The following is a 17865-nucleotide window of genomic DNA, read 5'->3' as shown; positions in this document are numbered from 1 at the left end:
TTGATATACTTAAAAGACGACGCAAACTTTAAAGTGTTACATAAAAATTAAATAATATTGAGTTTTATTCATTTAATTTCGATATAATTAAGCAAAACCTCCATTTTTAAACATATCTACAAACCCCAATTAAACACGCTATTTTCAAGCTATATTTAATGGTCACTTAGGTCAAGTTATGTATCTTTGTAGTGTTTCATAAAATTCTCAAATAAAATGAATAAAAAAGTAATCTTAATGATTCTAGACGGTTGGGGAAACTCTCCAGACCCAAAAGTTTCAGCTATCGATAATGCCAACACACCGTTCATAGATTCTCTATATAAAAAATATCCCTTTGCTACTTTAAGGACCGATGGTCTAAATGTAGGTTTACCAGAAGGCCAAATGGGAAATAGTGAAGTTGGCCATATGAATTTAGGAGCAGGTAGAATTGTGTATCAAGATTTAGCTAAAATTAATCTAGCTATAGAACAAGATACACTTAAAGATGAAAAAGTATTAATAGATGCTTTAAAATACGCTGCTGATAATAACAAAAATGTTCACTTTTTAGGATTATTGAGCGATGGTGGTGTACATGCACATACTAGCCATTTACGTGGTTTTATAGACGCAGCCAATAAAGCAGGTGTAAACTCTTATGTTCATGCTTTTACAGATGGTAGAGATGTCGATCCAAAATCTGGTAAAGGTTATGTTGAAGATTTACAAAAATATACTGAAGGTACAAAAGCAAAAATAGCAACTATTACAGGGCGTTACTATGCAATGGATAGAGATAAACGTTGGGAACGTGTTAAACTAGCTTACGATGCTATTGTAAACAATGTTGGAACTAAAACCAATAATCCTGCTGCGGAAATACAAGCTAATTATGATAATGATGTTACCGATGAGTTTATCAAACCATTAATTATTACTGAAAATAATGAGGCTGTAGCTAAAGTAGAAAAGGATGATGTGGTTATCTTCTTTAATTTTAGAACAGATAGAGGTCGTGAGTTAACCGAAATGTTAAACCAACAAGATTTCCCAGAATACGACACAAAAAAATTAGATTTATACTATGTAACCATCACTAACTATAACGATGCTTTTAAAGGTATAAAAGTAATTTTCAATAAAGATAACATTACAGAAACTCTTGGTGAGGTTTTATCCAAAAATGGAAAAAAGCAAATTAGAATAGCCGAGACTGAAAAATACCCACACGTTACTTTTTTCTTTTCAGGTGGACAAGAAACTCCTTTCGAAGGCGAATCTCGAATTTTAAAAAACTCGCCAAAAGTAGCGACTTACGATTTACAACCAGAAATGAGTGCTTTTGAGCTTACCGATGCCTTAGTTCCTGAATTACAAAAAGGAGAAGCCGATTTTGTTTGCTTAAATTTTGCAAATGGTGATATGGTTGGACACACTGGTGTTATGGAAGCTGCAATAAAAGCGTGCGAAGCCGTTGATACTTGTGTAAACAAAGTAGTAACAACAGGTTTAGAAAACGGGTACACTACCCTATTAATTGCCGACCACGGTAATTGTGAAACCATGATTAACCCAGATGGTTCTCCAAATACAGCACATACAACAAACCCTGTACCTGTTATTTTAATAGACAACGACTTAAAGAGTATTAAAGATGGAGTTTTAGGTGATATGGCTCCAACGATTTTAAAACTTATAGGTGTAGAACAACCAAAAGCAATGACACGACATGCTTTAATTTAAACATCAAATACAGAAATTATAGTATTTGCAACCCTCCGCTAATAATATGAATTTTAATAACACAAAAATAATTGCTGTCGATTTTGATGGTACTGTAGTTGAAGATGCTTATCCTAAAATAGGAAAGCCCATGATATTTGCTTTCGAAACTTTAAAAAAGTTACAACAAGATGGGCATCGTTTAGTTCTATGGACTTACAGATGTGGTAAAAGATTAGATGAAGCCGTTGCTTTCTGTGAAGCAAACGGCATCAGCTTTTATGCTATAAACAACAGTTTTGCTGGAGAAGAATACACCAATGATATTAGTAGAAAAATTAATGCTGATATTTTTATTGACGATAGAAATATTGGTGGTTTTATTGGTTGGGGTGAAGTTTATCAAATACTGACGAATGAAACACCAGTAATTCCTAAACAGAAAAAAGGTTTTTTTAGCTTCTTGAAATAGTTTGAAGGTTGAGTATCTGCATTTCAAACACATTTAAGTAGTAGCAATTTAAGTATCTTTGCCATTATTTTTTAAAATATGATAGTAATAAAAACAAAAGAAGAAATTGAATTAATGCGCGAAAGCGCCTTAATTGTCTCTAAAACATTAGGCGAAGTTGCCAAGGCATTAAAGCCAGGTGTAACAACGCTTCAACTAGATAAAATTGCCGAAGAACACATTAGAGACCATGGTGCTATACCTGGTTTTTTAGGACTTTACGATTTTCCAAATACACTTTGTATGAGTCCAAACACACAAGTAGTACATGGTATTCCTAATAATACACCTTTAGTTGAAGGCGATATTATTTCGATAGATTGTGGTGCTTTAAAAAATGGTTTTTATGGTGATCACGCTTATACTTTTGCGGTTGGAGAAATTGATCCTGAAACAGAAAAATTACTTCAAGTTACTAAAGAATCTTTATACGTTGGTATTCGCGAATTTAAAGCTAATAATCGTGTGGGAGATGTTGGTTATGCCATTCAAAAATATTGTGAAGATCATGGTTATGGCGTAGTTCGAGAATTAGTTGGTCATGGCTTAGGCTCAAAAATGCATGAAGATCCAGAAATGCCTAACTACGGAAAACGTGGTAGAGGAAAGAAATTTATTGATGGTATGGTGGTTGCTATCGAGCCTATGATTAACTTAGGAACGCATCGTATAAAACAACATAGAGATGGTTGGACTATTACAACACAAGATAATAAACCTTCTGCACACTTTGAGCATGATGTGGCTCTAGTAGATGGAAAACCAGAATTACTTTCAACCTTCGCGTACATCTACGATGCATTAGGTATTACAAGCAATGAGGAAGATGAGTTTCGCCAAAACGCATTAGTACTGTAAAATAACATATGAACATAACTATTGAATCTGTAGAAAACGCGTTAAAACCATTACGCGAAGCACTTAATTCACATAAACTATATAGTAATTTAGCATCAGTTAATGATATAAAAACCTTTATGGAACAGCATGTATTTGCCGTTTGGGATTTTATGAGTTTACTAAAAGCGTTGCAAAACCATTTAACCAATACATCAGTACCTTGGACCCCAGTAAAACATCCGTCTACGGCACGTTTTATAAACGAAATTGTTTTAGGAGAGGAAAGTGATATTAACGAATTTGGAGAACCAAAAAGTCATTTCGAAATGTATTTGGATGCCATGCAACAAATTGGTGCAAGCACAACTAATATTGAAGCATTCATAAAAAAAATAGATCAAGGTATTGCTGTATCAAAAGCTATTGAAGTTTTAAATTTACCTAAAGGCACTAAAGATTTTGTGGCTTTTTCCTTTAAAGCTATTGCTACTAAAGCTCCGCATAAAATTGCCGCTGCTTTTACTTTTGGCAGAGAAGATGTTATTCCTGATATGTTTTTTCAAATCATTAACCAATCGGAACAACAACACAAAGCCTCTTACAGTAAATTAACCTATTATTTGGAACGCCATATTGAATTGGATGGCGACGAGCATGGTCCGCTATCATTAAAAATGATTGAGGAATTATGTGGTAACAATCAAATAAAATGGACAGAAGCTTTAGAAACAGCCCAAGATGCATTAAGATATAGAATTGCGCTTTGGGATGGTATTTCAGCATTAATTACATCAAACAAAGCATTAGCTTAATATCACTTGAAGAAGCTCTTTAAACTTATATTAAATATTATTCCTAGGCCTTTGTTAATAAGGCTAAGCTATGTTGCGCGCCCTATTTTGGCTTTCTTTTTAAAAGGAAACAGATACACAGACCCGATAGATGGTAAAAGTTTTAAAAGCTTTTTATCTTATGGTTACGAAAAACAACGTGACAATGTGCTATCACCTTCTACCCTTTCGCTAGAAAGGCATAGATTATTATGGCTATATTTAAAAAATGAAACAGATTTCTTTTCTGAAACTATAAAGAGAAAAAGTGTACTTCATTTTGCACCAGAACAGTGCTTTTTAAAACGATTTAGAGCTCTTAAAAACATAAATTACACCACAACAGATTTGCTTTCGCCTATTGCTGATGTAAAAGCAGATATTTGCAATTTACCTTTCGAAGACAATAGTTACGATGTTATTTTATGCAATCATGTTTTAGAACATATCCCAGATGATACTAAAGCTATGCAAGAACTGTATCGTGTTCTAAGACCAGGTGGTATGGGTATTTTTCAAATTCCTCAAGATTTATTAAGAACTCATACTTTTGAAGATGATACCATTACTGATAAAGCAGAACGTGCTAATATATTTGGCCAATATGATCATGTTCGTGTTTATGGCCAAGATTATTTCGATAAACTACGCAGCATAGGTTTTACTGTAAAAGAAGTTGATTATACTGCCACTCTTTCCGCGGAAGCCATAAAAAAATATTGCCTAGCTAAAGGAGAAATTATTCCAGTGGTTTATAAATAAAAAAATACACTTAAATATTTACTGAATTATGACACAACAAATTATAATTGCAACCGGAGCTATTTTTGGCATGTTATCAGTAATTTTTGGTGCTTTTGGAGCACATGCTTTAAAAAAAATTTTATCTGAAGATCAATTACACAGTTTTGAAGTTGGTGTAAAATATCAAATGTATCATGCTATTGTTCTTTTGTGTTTGGGCTTAAACGCTAATTATGGAACATCTGAAATTTACTGGTGTTTTACAATAGGAATTATTTTATTCTCATTCAGTATTTATGGTTTAATTTTATCTGACGCAAAAGAAAAAAAACTTCGTTTTTTAGGGCCAATTACTCCCATTGGTGGACTGCTTCTGGTTAGTGGCTGGTTGTTACTTTTAATTAATGCTTTTTAAGCATCTGCAAAACCATTTAAACTCAAAGTTTCAAACTCCTTATTCTCATTCTCAAAAATCAAAAACACTTTTAATTCTGGGTGAGTTGCTAAAAATGCTTTTACTTTTTCTATGCCCATAGCTTTAAATGCTGTAGCATAAGCATCTGCCGTCATACAATTTTCTGCTATTACAGATATACTTAATAGATTAGTTTTACTTGGGTAGCCCGTTTTTGTATCGATAATATGGGCGTAACGATTTCCTTTTTCATCTACTTTAAATTTTCGATATGTTCCTGATGTTGCCATCGCCTTGTCTTTTAGAAAAAGTACCTTATTTATAGATTGAGAGCCGTTAAAATTTGGGTTCTCTACACCTACCGTCCAAACCTTACCACTCGCTTTATTAATACCTCTTGCTCGAAGTTCTCCTCCTATATTTATTAAATAATTTTTCACATGGTTACTTTCCAAAAATTGCCCTACAACATCCACCCCATAACCTTTTGCTATCGCGTTAAAGTCTAAAAAAGCGCCTATAGGTTTAATAATTTTAGAATGAACCAATTGAACTTTACTTAAACCAACAGATTGCATTAAATTATTGATTTTAAGGCTGTCTAAATCTACTATTTTCCCCTCTGGGCCAAAATCCCAGGCGTTAACAACTGCGCCAATTGTGGGGTCGAAAGCACCATTAGTTGCTTTGTATATAACTTCAGAAGTTTCAAAAACAGTTTTAAAATGGGTATCAATATCAATAGATTCATTTCTATTTAATTTAGAAATATCGGAATCATCGATATAAGTTGACATAGATTTATTAATTACAAAAAACAGACTATCTAGTTGTTTTTGATAATTTACATCGGCATCGTAAGTTACCTGATAAAACGTACCAAAAACAGAACCTTCCAATCTTGTGTTTTCAAAACCTACAGTTTTTTTTGGAGGATTGGTTTGCTTGCACCCAAAAAAAAATGCAATGCAAAGTAGCAGTAGTACTTTATTCATTTAATTTAAGTTAGTTTCCAAAACTTGTATTCCGTTGTATTCAAGCAAATACTCTTCATTAAGGTAAAGGGGTTCTTTTTCGCCATTAATACTTCCTATACCTACTCCAGCATAAAGCACTTTAGCATCGTTTTCTCTCGCATGCTTTTTAAAACTCTCCATCCAAACTACATCGTAATTATTTGGATTTTCTGGCAAAATAACAGCCCTAACAATAACAAAAAAGTATTGTTTAGTTTTATCCATACAAACAAATTGAGGATGTTTTTTAAGTTTACTATTTACAGCGATAAACTCGAAACCGCGATTTTCTAAATCTTTTCCAACATGGTTCATGGCCAAGTTGTGAAGTTCTTGTTTTGTTAATGGTTTACTCATACCACAAAAATAGGTAACCCCATTTAAACTGCACAAATTTAAAGTGAAGAAATATATAATATTATGCACTCATAGGCAGCGAAAAACAGAATGTAGTCCCCATACCTTTTTCTGAAGTAAACCATATTTTTCCTGAATGCGATTCTACAATTTTTTTACAATGTGCCAAACCAATTCCGGACCCTTCATATTCTAATCTAGAATGTAACCTCTGAAAGATTGCAAACACTCGATCATGGTACTCTGTAGCTATACCTATACCATTATCGGTTACCGAGAATTTCCAGTATTTCTCTACGCCATTAATAGCATCTTCAATCTCTGAAATTTCGGTGCATTCAATATTAATTCTTGGTTTTACATTAGGGTCTCTAAATTTTATACCATTTGTAATTAGATTTTGAAAGAGTAATCGTAATTCAACTTCGTTTCCTTTTATAACAGGCAAATCTTTATAACTAATTTCTGCTTCACTATTTTTTATTGTGCTCTGTAAATCTGCCGTTAAAACATCTAACAATGGCATGCAATTCACATCCTCAAAAACTTTAGTTCTACCTAACCGAGAATATTGCAAAAGGGCGTCTATTAGTTTTTTCATGCGCACACTACCTTCTTTTATAAAACCTAAAATTTGCTTCCCATCTTCATCAAACTGTCTATAATAATCTTCACTTAAAACATCTATAAAACTAGAAACGGTATTTAAAGGCTCTTGTAAATCGTGACTTGCGATATAAGCAAATTGCTCTAATTCTTTATTTTTTGAAGTTAATAATACAGATTGTTTTTTAATTTCCTTGTGCTGACCATTTAGCACAATATTTAATTTTTTATTCTTGATATAGGCAAATAGTAACGACAAACACGCTATAAATAGCAAACTAGATAATATTGATAATATAATATTATGTTTTCGTTGTGTATCAATAATAATGTTTTTCTCTTTAAGTATAGCCGTTTTTTCTTTGATATTACTTGTCTGAATTTCTAATATTTTTTTATGATTTAATATTTCATTATTTACAGAATCAATTTCGTTTTGCTGAATATTTATTTGGCTAATTTGTTCGTTTAGTTTCTTTTCTAATTCCCTCTCTAAATTTAAGTTTTCAGCTAATTGCCTCGCTTTTAACTCACTATCCGCTGCCAATGTTTTTAATGAATAATCTTTAGTATAAATAACTTCGTCTTTTTTACTAATTGCATTGATTTGATTTCCAATTGTTTTTATTTGGTTTTCAATAATTTTCTTCTGTTCCTTATTTTCTCTATTAGCAATGTAAAGTTTTTGTTCAGCTTTTTTATAAAGAGATTCTTTAATTTCTTTAGAAGTTACGGCATGTCCTGCCAATATGGGTGTAATTTTAAGCTTGGCCTCCCTAATATACTGTCGGTTAATATCATATTTATACCCATCTCCTACTTGCACCATATTAATCATTGACGAATTTGTAGGGTAACCTTCGGTAATGATAAGTACCTCTAACCCCTTACTTTCTTCCAAAATAGATTTTAATAAATACTCGTAAGTGCTGTTTACATAAACAACATTATAGTTTTTTATATCTTCTAAATTATTTATGCGGTCTACTTGAATAAGTTTTTCAAAAATTCTCCTATTTTTTGAAATTTTAGATAGACTATTTTTAATATTATCCGGTCCCATTACACCTATTTTAAAGGTTGTAATTCGAGATATTTTAGACCATTTAACTTCTTCTGTTAAGTTAAAAACCATAACAGCGCGTTGCTCTTCTACAGAAGCAACTTGATTGTTTTTAACATCTTGTCCATAAGATAGTGAGGTAAACAAAACAATACACAGTAATAGGCCAACATACTTTGGAAATCCAATAGCAGTACCTTCAAAATTGCGCATAGTAAAACATATGTCGCTATATAAATATTTAAAATAATTGTTAAGCATTCTTTTTTTACTCCATTCAAAAAACACCTTTAAAAGAAACTTAAAAAGGGTATTATTAACATGATATTATAAAGCCTAATATCAGTATCTGTTATTTATTAATTTTGAGGGAACAAACGGAATAACTAACTATATTCTTAACTTTTTAACTTCAGCAAAACATCATTAAATAGTTTTGAATCTAATGGTTTCTTAACAAAGTCTAATAATGTATCATGAGTTTCAAATTTGTTTAAATCATTAGGATCATCTGATGATGAAAGAATAACAATTTCTATATCTCTAATTAATCCTGACTCAATATTATAAAATACATCTAAAAACTCCCAACCATTCATAGCTGGCATATTAATATCTAAGAATATAATATCAGGTTTATCCAACGGATTTATTACTTGCTTTTCAAGATAATTTATCGCTTCAAAAGCGCTATCTAATAACACAGTAGAGCCAACTTTAGCGTTTTTTTTAGCTATATGCTTATTTAAAAAATTGGTCGCCTTATCATCGTCAATGAATAAAATTCTCAATTGTTTATCTACACTACTCATATTTATTTATAGAAAATGTTATTATTAGTAAAGAATCATAGATGAATTCCTACGTGCTAATATAATCATTTTATCGACTATACACGTTTATTTTCGATGAAATGCATAATTAATAATTATTCAACTTTATAAAGACCAAGAAAACGAAGCAAAAAACACCTCAAAATCAGAGATTAAGAATAACTTCACTCTTAAATTAAACATACTCATATTTTTTCAAAACATATTGTTTACCAATTTTTAGGCCATCAAAACTTTATTCAATGGCATATAATTTTTTTTTTGTAATTTAATATCAAAATTCCTGCATATGAAAACTACACCTCGGTTAGAAACCGCTATAAACAAACTTTATATTGCTTTCAATAATAACACACTAAACCCTGAATGCTGTAAACATTGTGCTGTTGGAAATATTTTGGATAACAAAGATAGCTGGAAACACCTATCGGACGAACATGGCTCTTTGGCACTAAATTACATAGGTCAAGTCCATGAAAGTTTTGGCCGAAAATTTAACGGCTACTCACCTTCAGAATTATTAAAAATAGAAGCTACATTTTTAAGTGAAATTGGCTATAAACTTCCCCTACATCATAAAAACGACAAGCCAGTAAACCCTACAAATAAAGACAATTTGTTTAAGGGTTTAGTAGGCGTAATTACCGTTTTATGCCAACTCGATCATGTTACTAATTTTATGGATTATACAAGCTTGTTTGAATACCCAAAACAAAACTTCTTAAAAGAAAGATATATCCTTAAAAACAAATACGATTCTTCAACACCAAATAACTCTTTACCTAATTAAACAACACTTTAAACCCTATTCCTTTAATTAATTTGTTATATTTAGAAATAAAAACAGATTATTTAATAATGCCATATTCTACTAAATCAATATCACAAACCACATCAGATGGTCATTATTTAAACTTTATACAAAAATCGGTCTCTATTGGTATATGGGAATATGATTTAAATCCATCCATTCTCCATTGGGATATAGAAACAAAAAAAATACACGAAGTAGACAAAGATTTTGTACCCAATGTTGATACCGCTATTAATTTCTATAAAGCCGGGTATAGCCGAGATACCATAACTAAGTTATTTAATGAATGCATAGTAGAATTAAAAGAATATGATGTTGAACTTCAGATTACAACTCCAAAAGGACTTACTAAATGGGTGAGGGCTATTGGCAATCCCATTGTAGAAAATGGCGAATTAATAAAGGTAATTGGTTTATTTCAGGATATTGATGAAAAAACAAGATTATCAAAAAATTTAGCAGATAAAGAATCTTTATTAAGGAAAAGCTTTGAATACGCCGTAATAGGTAAAGCAACAACAGACTTAAAAGGGAACTGGTTAACAGTAAACAAAAGCCTTTGTAAAACCTTTGGATATTCTGAAAAAGAACTTAGACAATTTTCCTTTAGAGATCTTACACACCCCGATGACATAAACATAGGTGCAAAATCTATAAAAGCCATGTTGGAAGGTAAGAAAGATAATCTTAAAACAGAAAAACGGTATATAAACAAAAAAGGAGAAACGATTTGGGCCTTATTGTCAACATCCATAGTTAGGGATAATAATAACGTTCCGCAGTTTTTTATTACACAAATTAATGATTTAACTTTAATAAAAAAAGCCAGTCGTGAAATAGAAAAATTACTTATTACCACTGGTAACCAAAACAAACGTTTATTAAATTTTGCGCACATAGTATCGCATAATTTGAGGTCGCATTCTGGAAATTTAAAAATGTTATTAGATATAATAAAAACTGATATGCCAGAAATTTTAGATAACGAAGCTTTTGAGTTATTAGACCATGCCGTAAACCAATTACAAGAGACCGTAGAGAATTTAAATGAAGTCGCCACCATCAATGTAAAAAACCATATTGAAACAGAACCTCAAAATTTATTAAAAAGCTTTGAAAACGTATTCGCAATAATTAACGCACAAATTAAAGAAAGTAATGCCGAAATTAAACTTGATGTCGATTCTAAAATATACGTGAGTGCAATTCCGGCATATTTAGACAGCATATTATTAAATGTTCTTACAAATGCTATAAAATATAGAAGACCTAATGCTAATTTGAAAATAAACTTAAAGGCAACCATCAAAAAAAGCTATGTTGTAATCAAAGTAAAAGATAATGGTGTTGGCATTGATTTAAACAAACATGGAGCCAAATTATTTGGCATGTATAAAACATTTCATCAACATAAAGACGCACGTGGTATAGGTTTATTTATCACAAAAAATCAAATAGAATCTATGGGTGGAAAAATTGAAGTAAAAAGTAAAGTCAATATTGGCACAACATTCTATATCTATTTAAAACACCATGAAGCAAATTGATTTAGCTTGTATTATCGATGATGACCGAGTTTACATTTTCGCCATAAAAAGAATGATGAAATTATCGAACTTTTGTAAAGCTTTTATGATTTATAATAATGGTGCAGAAGCCTTAGATAACTTAAAAGCGATAATTGCCTCGGGCAAAAGTATACCAGATGTTATTTTACTTGACGTGAATATGCCCATTATGGATGGTTGGCAGTTTTTAGATGAATTTATAAAGATTGAGAGTCACAAACTCATTACAGTTTATGTTGTAAGCTCATCAATAGATCCAGTAGACATCAACAAAGTAAAAGAATACGAAAACGTAAAAAACTATATTGTAAAACCCATAACCATTGAAATGCTCAACCAAATAGCTACCGAAGTAAATGACACTGAATAAAAAAAACCAACTCTAAGAGAGTTGGTTTTTTTATTTATATCAACTGAACTAAATTCAGTGTAAATTTCAGTCTTTTATTTAATTATGGTCTACCCACCAAAATCATCAAATCTAATATGCTCGTCAGGGATTCCAAAATCTTCTCCCATTTTTTGAACCGCTTTATTCATTAATGGCGGTCCACAGAAATATAGTTCAATATCTTCTGGCGACTCATGTAATGATAAATAGTTATCAATTACACAGTTGTGAATAAATCCTACGAAACCGTCACCTGGAGCATCAATATTCTCTTTAACTTTCCAATTATCTTCTTCCATTGGTTCAGATAATGCTAAGTAAAACTTAAAGTTAGGGAACTCTTTCTCTAACTCATAGAAGTGCTCTAAATAGAACAACTCACGTTTAGAACGACCACCATACCAATACGTTACTTTACGACCTGTTTTTAAAGTTTTAAATAAGTGATATAAGTGAGAACGCATTGGAGCCATACCTGCACCACCACCAACATAAAGCATTTCACTTTCAGACTCATTAATGAAGAATTCACCGTAAGGTCCAGAAATGGTAACTTTATCTCCTGGTTTTTGATTAAATATAAAAGAAGAAGCAATTCCTGGATTTACATCCATCCAGCCACCTTTCGCACGATCAAACGGCGGACAAGCAACACGTACATTTAACATGATTTCTCTTCCTTCTGCAGGATAAGAAGCCATAGAATAAGCACGCTCTATTGTTTCTGTATTTTTCATAACTAATGGCCAAAGTTTAAACTTATCCCATTCTGCTTGAAATTTGTCTGGAGTTTCGTGTTCTTCAGGATGTGCTGTAATATCCATATCAGAATATTTAACTTCGCATGGAGGAATTTCAATTTGAATATATCCACCAGCTTTATACCCCATATCTTCAGGGATTTCAACAACGAATTCTTTAATGAAAGATGCTACGTTATAATTACGAACAACTACAGCTTCCCATTTCTTAATTCCAAATACTTCCTCCGGAATCGTGATATCCATATCTTGTTTCACTTTAACTTGACAAGCTAAACGTGCACCATGCTGTAATTCCTTTCTTGTAAAGTGAGGCACCTCAGTAGGTAGAGCTTCACCCCCACCAGAATTTACGTGACATTCACATTGAATACAAGTTCCACCACCACCACAGGCAGATGGTAAAAATATTTTAGAATTTCCTAAAGTAGAAAGTAAACTTGCTCCTGAAGCAACTTCTATTTCTTTTTCACCATTAATTGTAATTTTTACCGGTCCTGATGGTGATAATTTTTGTTTTACAACTAATAATAAACCAACTAGTAAAAGTAAAATAATTAAAAAAGCAATTACTGTTACTCCTATTGTTCCTGTTGTACTTGCGGCTAATATCATATTACTCATTTACTTTTATGTTGTTAGCTAACACTTCTTTGTTATCCTTTGCAGAATCTAATTTTGCAGTTTTTTCTTCTTTTGGTGCTTCTTCATCACCTCCAGTTAACATACCACCGAAACTCATAAATCCAATCGCCATTAAACCAGTAATGATGAATGTAATACCTAAACCTCTTAATGCAGGTGGCACATTTGAATATCTGATTTTTTCACGAATAGCTGCTATAGCTAAAATTGCTAAAAACCATCCAATTCCAGAACCAACACCGTAAACAGTAGCCAAACCTAAAGTTGGTATTTCACGAGATTGCATAAATAACGATCCTCCTAAAATAGCACAGTTTACTGCAATTAATGGTAAAAATATACCTAAGGAATTGTATAATGATGGTGAAAACTTCTCTACCACTATTTCTACTAATTGTACCATGGTTGCAATAGTTGCAATAAACATGATAAATGATAAGAAACTTAAATCGTAACTCGCATAATCTTCACCTAACCAAGATAAAGCACCTGGTTGTAATAAATACTGATCTAACAACCAGTTTAAAGGCACGGTAATCGCCAATACAAAAATTACGGCTGCTCCTAAACCAACAGCTGTACTTACTTTTTTAGATACCGCAAGGTAAGAACACATCCCTAAGAATGTAGCAAAGACCATGTTGTCGATAAATATTGATTTGAAAAATAACTCTATATATTCCATTTTTTTTATAGTATTCAGTTTTCAGTTTTTTAATTTTTAATAGCTTGAAATCTATATCAAATTAATTTTACTGCTCACTAATTAATGATCTTCTACTAATGCTGTATTTCGGCTACGTTGTATCCAGATTATAATTCCAACTACTATTAATGCCATTGGTGATAATAACATGAAACCATTATTCTCATAACCTATAGCGTATAATCCTGTTTTTTCAATTGGATCACCCAAAACTTTAAATCCTAATAAGGTACCAGATCCCAAAAGTTCTCTAAAGAATCCCACAATAATTAAAATTAAACCATAACCAGCAGCATTACCAATACCATCTAGAAAAGATCTCCAAGGTTTATTTGCTAACGCAAAAGCCTCAAAACGTCCCATGATAATACAGTTAGTAATAATTAAACCTACAAATACAGAAAGTGTTTTACTTAACTCATAAGCAAAAGCTTTTAGTACTTGATCAACTATAATTACCAAAGCAGCAACCACAACTAATTGTACAATAATTCTAATTTTAGAGGGAATAATATTTCTCATTAAAGAAATAACAACATTCCCTATCGCTAATACGGCCATTACTGAAACAGCCATTACAATTGATGCTTTTAACTCAGCAGTAATTGCTAAAGCAGAACAAATACCAAGTACTTGAATAGTAATTGGGTTATTATCCGCTAATGGATCTGTGATTAACTTGGCGTCTTTTTTTGATAAAAGTCCCATAAATTAATTATTTTTTTAAGTTTTTAAAGAACGGCTCGTAAAGCTTTAAATCGCTTTTAATCATTGCTGCAACACCATTACCAGTAATGGTAGCTCCTGCAATAGCATCGACTTCGTTATCTGTTTTATCCTCATTTTTTGGATCGGCATTACTTTTAGAAACCTCAATACCTTTAAATTTATCGGCATAATCTAATAAATGTTCTCCAATAAAATCATCCATAAAGAAACGTTGCTTAATATTAGCCCCTAAACCAGGCGTTTCTCCTTTGTGATCAAAATAAGCACCTTGTATTACCATGTTTTCGTCCATAGCAATATAAGCCCAAATAGCATCCCAAAGTCCTTTACCACGAATTGGAGCAATGTAGAATGTTTTACCATCCTTTTCTCCTTTTAATAAAGGTAAACGTCTTGCAATACCAGCTTTCGCATTAGCTTGTTCCTTTTTAATATCAATCAAATACGCTTGATCATCTTCGGTAACTTTACCATCCTGAATAACCAATTGTTCTTTAATATATTCTTTGAATAATTCTGGTGCTTTATCTGTAGATACAAAGTTAGCACTAGTTTCGTCATTCTCGTTTACGCCCATAGCATACAAAATATTTTGTTGCTTTTCTAGACGTTTATTTTCATCAATACTAGGTTTCAATGATGAAGCTGTAAAGGCTAATAATGAACCTACAACCAACACCATAACAACAGCGAAAATTATAGTATATGAATTTTTATCTGTTCTACTTTCCATCGTTATGCAACTTTAGCTTTTAAACGTTTCATTCTTTTCTTCACATTTCCTTGTACCACATAATGGTCAATTGTTGGAGCAAACACATTCATTAATAGAATAGCTAGCATGACACCTTCTGGATATGCTGGGTTGAATACACGAATCATAATAGAAAGAAATCCTATTAAGAAACCATAAATCCATTTCCCTTTATTGGTTTGCGACGCCGTAACTGGGTCGGTAGCCATAAACACGGTACCAAAAGCAAAACCACCAATAAGTAAGTGTTGCCAAAATTCAGTACTCATTAATCCGTAGAATTTACTTGTTTCAGTAATCCATCCAGAACTAACAACACTATTAAATATTAAGCCCATTACTAATGCACCAACACAAGATGATAACATGATTCTCCAACTTCCAATTTTAGAAAAAACTAAAAATAAACCACCTAAAATAATAAGTAATGTTGAAGTCTCTCCTACAGATCCAGGAATAAACCCTAAGAACATATCGGCAACAGAATGTGTTACTGCTTTTCCTTGTGCTAAAGTACCTAAAATAGTTTCACCAGAAATGGCATCTAAATTAGCACCCGCTGCAATTTCATTTGTTCTTTCAACGGCACCTTCTACCCAAACTTTATCTCCAGACATCCAAGTTGGATATGCAAAGAATAAAAAGGCTCTAATAGTTAATGCTGGGTTTAAGATATTCATTCCCGTTCCACCAAAAACTTCTTTACCGATAACAACACCAAATACAACAGCTACTGCTAACATCCATAAAGGAATATCTACAGGCACAATTAATGGCACTAACATTCCAGTTACTAAATAACCTTCCTCTACTTCATGACTTTTAATTACAGCGAATAAGAATTCAATTCCTAAACCTACACCGTAAGAAACGATTACTAAAGGAATTATTTTCCAAAAACCAATCATGAAGTTATCTAAGGACCAAAATTCTGGACTAAAGAAACCTGCTGTTACAGCTTGAATTTCTCCTACCTGTAAATTATGTTGGTAACCTGCGTTAAACATACCAAACAATAAACATGGCACCATAGCCATAATTACTGTATTCATGGTACGCTTTAAATCGTCGGCCGCTTTTATATGAGTTCCGTTATGTGTAGTCTCATCTGGTAAGTATAAAAAGGTATGGATTGCATTAAATGCAGGAGCCATTTTTGTCCCTTTATACTTTAATTTTAATTTATGTAAATTATTTTTTAAACCCATTATCCTATTTCTTTAAGCATTAAGTCTAAACCTTCTCTAATAATTTTTTGATGTGGTTGTTTAGATACACATACAAACTCGGTTAAAGCAAAATCTTCTGGTGCAACTTCGTACATTCCTAAAGCTTCCATTTCATCTAAATCTTTATACATACAAGCTTTTAAAATTTGCATTGGATAAATATCTAAAGGAAAAACTTCTTCATAAACTCCAGTAGTCACAAAAGCACGATGTTCACCATTAGTGTTGGTATTCAAATCGTATTTTTTAGATTTACTTAACCATGAAAACGTCATGGCTCTAGATGTAGAAATTTTATTAAACACAGGCTTGTTCCATCCAAAAAGCTCGTAATCATCACCTTCTGGAATTACAGATACTACATTGCTATAATAATCTAAATTACCATCTGGTTGTATTTGCTTTCCAGATAATACATTTCCAGAAATAACACGATCATTACCTCCTTTAGAAACACCTTTATCGTAAATAATAGTAGAGATTTCGCTACCAATAATAGTTTTAAAATATCTTGGTTTTTCAACCGAAGATCCAACTAAAGCTACAATACGCTCAGCATTAAACTTACCAGTTAACAAAAGTTCACCAATAACAACTAAGTCTTGCGCATTTACTGTCCAAACAACTTCACCTTTATTTACTGGGTTCACTTTATTAATTAGTGTACCAACATTCCCTGATGGGTGTGGTCCAGAAACTTTATGTGTTGTTGCCCCTGTTAAACCTGCAAGTGGCGAGTTAGAAGTCCCAACAGAAATATGCACAGCACCTTCGGTTAGTTTTCCTAAAGCAGTTACTGCTGCTTGTAATTCAGCCTCTTTACCTTTTAAAGTAAAGTCTAAATCGGCAGCCAATGGTGCACTTGCATACCCTGAAATAAAAATCGCTTTTGGCGATTTGTTTGGATTTGCAATCACATCATACGGGCGTTGTTTTACAAACGGCCAGCATCCTGAGGCTAACAAATGTGCTTTTACAGATTCCGCTGTGGCACTGTTTAAATCAAATGCTGCTAAATCTGCAAAAACTTGAGATTTATCGGCTTCAATTTTAATAGCGTCTATGCGTCGTTTTGGTCCACGTTGTACTTCAATCACTTTCCCTGAAACTGGCGATGCGAACATAACCGATTCCTGAGATTTATCGAAAAACAAAGTATCTCCAGCCTTTACCGAAGTACCTTCTTTTGCAACAAGTTTTGGAATTACGCCGTGAAAATCCTCTGGCCTTATAGTGTAGTAGTTACTGATAACTGCTTGTTCAACAGTTTTATCAGCTTCACCTATAAGTTTAATGTCCAGACCTTTTTTGATACGGATGTCGTTTGACATATTTATTTTTATTGA

Annotated in this window: 19 protein-coding genes; 9 read left to right on the top strand and 10 right to left on the bottom strand. The window is 32.3% G+C overall.

Going from position 1 to position 17865, the window contains the following annotated elements:
* Positions 1–216 precede the first annotated feature (216 nt).
* The 6 genes from gpmI to ACJJV4_RS16965 all read left to right on the top strand — a co-directional run bounded on the left by gpmI (position 217) and on the right by ACJJV4_RS16965 (position 5047).
* Positions 217–1728, top strand: a complete 1512-nt coding sequence (gene gpmI, locus ACJJV4_RS16990; protein WP_405296587.1) for a 2,3-bisphosphoglycerate-independent phosphoglycerate mutase — start codon at positions 217–219, stop codon at positions 1726–1728.
* A 46-nt stretch (positions 1729–1774) separates the two neighbouring features.
* Positions 1775–2179 (top strand): BT0820 family HAD-type phosphatase, encoded by a 405-nt coding sequence (locus ACJJV4_RS16985; RefSeq protein WP_405296586.1) that lies wholly within the window; start codon positions 1775–1777, stop codon positions 2177–2179.
* Positions 2180–2257: 78 nt separating this feature from the next.
* On the top strand, positions 2258–3076 hold the full coding sequence (gene map / locus ACJJV4_RS16980; RefSeq protein ID WP_405296585.1) for a type I methionyl aminopeptidase: 819 nt from the start codon (positions 2258–2260) through the stop codon (positions 3074–3076).
* Positions 3077–3084: 8 nt separating this feature from the next.
* Complete coding sequence (locus ACJJV4_RS16975; protein WP_405296584.1) at positions 3085–3870, top strand: DUF3050 domain-containing protein; 786 nt, start codon at positions 3085–3087, stop codon at positions 3868–3870.
* Positions 3871–3876: 6 nt separating this feature from the next.
* A complete protein-coding gene (locus ACJJV4_RS16970) occupies positions 3877–4650 on the top strand; it encodes a class I SAM-dependent methyltransferase (protein ID WP_405296583.1) in 774 nt (257 codons plus the stop codon).
* A gap of 28 nt (positions 4651–4678) precedes the next feature.
* Positions 4679–5047, top strand: a complete 369-nt coding sequence (locus ACJJV4_RS16965; protein WP_405296582.1) for a DUF423 domain-containing protein — start codon at positions 4679–4681, stop codon at positions 5045–5047.
* Here the strand turns inward: ACJJV4_RS16965 and ACJJV4_RS16960 are convergent.
* The 4 genes from ACJJV4_RS16960 to ACJJV4_RS16945 all read right to left on the bottom strand — a co-directional run bounded on the left by ACJJV4_RS16960 (position 5044) and on the right by ACJJV4_RS16945 (position 8901).
* Positions 5044–6042 carry an FAD:protein FMN transferase gene (locus ACJJV4_RS16960; RefSeq protein WP_405296581.1) on the bottom strand — a complete coding sequence of 333 codons (999 nt, stop codon included), beginning with the start codon at positions 6040–6042 and terminating at the stop codon, positions 5044–5046. The genes ACJJV4_RS16965 and ACJJV4_RS16960 overlap by 4 nt on opposite strands.
* The gene (locus ACJJV4_RS16955) at positions 6043–6420 is read right to left on the bottom strand and encodes a Na(+)-translocating NADH-quinone reductase subunit F (protein ID WP_405296580.1); all 378 of its coding nucleotides are present in this window, start codon (positions 6418–6420) and stop codon (positions 6043–6045) included.
* A gap of 61 nt (positions 6421–6481) precedes the next feature.
* Positions 6482–8302 (bottom strand): YfiR/HmsC family protein, encoded by a 1821-nt coding sequence (locus tag ACJJV4_RS16950; RefSeq protein ID WP_405296579.1) that lies wholly within the window; start codon positions 8300–8302, stop codon positions 6482–6484.
* 185 nt (positions 8303–8487) lie between these two features.
* On the bottom strand, positions 8488–8901 hold the full coding sequence (locus ACJJV4_RS16945) for a response regulator (RefSeq protein WP_405296578.1): 414 nt from the start codon (positions 8899–8901) through the stop codon (positions 8488–8490).
* A 310-nt stretch (positions 8902–9211) separates the two neighbouring features.
* Between ACJJV4_RS16945 and ACJJV4_RS16940 the strand changes: the two genes are divergently transcribed.
* From ACJJV4_RS16940 to ACJJV4_RS16930, 3 genes are all read left to right on the top strand, one after another.
* Complete coding sequence (locus ACJJV4_RS16940) at positions 9212–9712, top strand: Na(+)-translocating NADH-quinone reductase subunit F (RefSeq protein ID WP_405296577.1); 501 nt, start codon at positions 9212–9214, stop codon at positions 9710–9712.
* Between the two features lie 68 nt (positions 9713–9780).
* The gene (locus ACJJV4_RS16935) at positions 9781–11283 is read left to right on the top strand and encodes a PAS domain S-box protein (RefSeq protein ID WP_405296576.1); all 1503 of its coding nucleotides are present in this window, start codon (positions 9781–9783) and stop codon (positions 11281–11283) included.
* Positions 11270–11674 (top strand): response regulator, encoded by a 405-nt coding sequence (locus ACJJV4_RS16930; protein ID WP_405296575.1) that lies wholly within the window; start codon positions 11270–11272, stop codon positions 11672–11674. Before ACJJV4_RS16935 ends, ACJJV4_RS16930 begins: the two co-directional genes overlap by 14 nt.
* A gap of 89 nt (positions 11675–11763) precedes the next feature.
* Here the strand turns inward: ACJJV4_RS16930 and nqrF are convergent, their stop codons facing one another.
* From nqrF to ACJJV4_RS16900, 6 genes are all read right to left on the bottom strand, one after another.
* Positions 11764–13071, bottom strand: coding sequence for an NADH:ubiquinone reductase (Na(+)-transporting) subunit F (nqrF, locus tag ACJJV4_RS16925; RefSeq protein WP_405297064.1), 1308 nt, complete (start codon positions 13069–13071; stop codon positions 11764–11766).
* Position 13072: 1 nt separating this feature from the next.
* Complete coding sequence (gene nqrE, locus ACJJV4_RS16920; protein ID WP_405296574.1) at positions 13073–13786, bottom strand: NADH:ubiquinone reductase (Na(+)-transporting) subunit E; 714 nt, start codon at positions 13784–13786, stop codon at positions 13073–13075.
* 81 nt (positions 13787–13867) lie between these two features.
* On the bottom strand, positions 13868–14515 hold the full coding sequence (locus ACJJV4_RS16915; RefSeq protein WP_042495691.1) for an NADH:ubiquinone reductase (Na(+)-transporting) subunit D: 648 nt from the start codon (positions 14513–14515) through the stop codon (positions 13868–13870).
* Between the two features lie 7 nt (positions 14516–14522).
* Entirely contained in the window at positions 14523–15269 is a 747-nt protein-coding gene (locus ACJJV4_RS16910) for a Na(+)-translocating NADH-quinone reductase subunit C (RefSeq protein ID WP_405296572.1), read from the bottom strand.
* A 2-nt stretch (positions 15270–15271) separates the two neighbouring features.
* The gene (locus tag ACJJV4_RS16905) at positions 15272–16498 is read right to left on the bottom strand and encodes an NADH:ubiquinone reductase (Na(+)-transporting) subunit B (protein WP_405296571.1); all 1227 of its coding nucleotides are present in this window, start codon (positions 16496–16498) and stop codon (positions 15272–15274) included.
* Positions 16498–17850 carry a Na(+)-translocating NADH-quinone reductase subunit A gene (locus tag ACJJV4_RS16900; protein WP_405296570.1) on the bottom strand — a complete coding sequence of 451 codons (1353 nt, stop codon included), beginning with the start codon at positions 17848–17850 and terminating at the stop codon, positions 16498–16500. The genes ACJJV4_RS16905 and ACJJV4_RS16900 overlap by 1 nt, the downstream gene beginning before the upstream one ends.
* Between the last annotated feature and the right edge of the window lie 15 nt (positions 17851–17865).

Source organism: Algibacter sp. Ld11 (assembly GCF_045066735.1).
Lineage (GTDB): Bacteria > Bacteroidota > Bacteroidia > Flavobacteriales > Flavobacteriaceae > Algibacter.
Note: the sequence above shows the minus strand (reverse complement) of the source record. Positions and strands in the feature narration are given on the sequence as shown.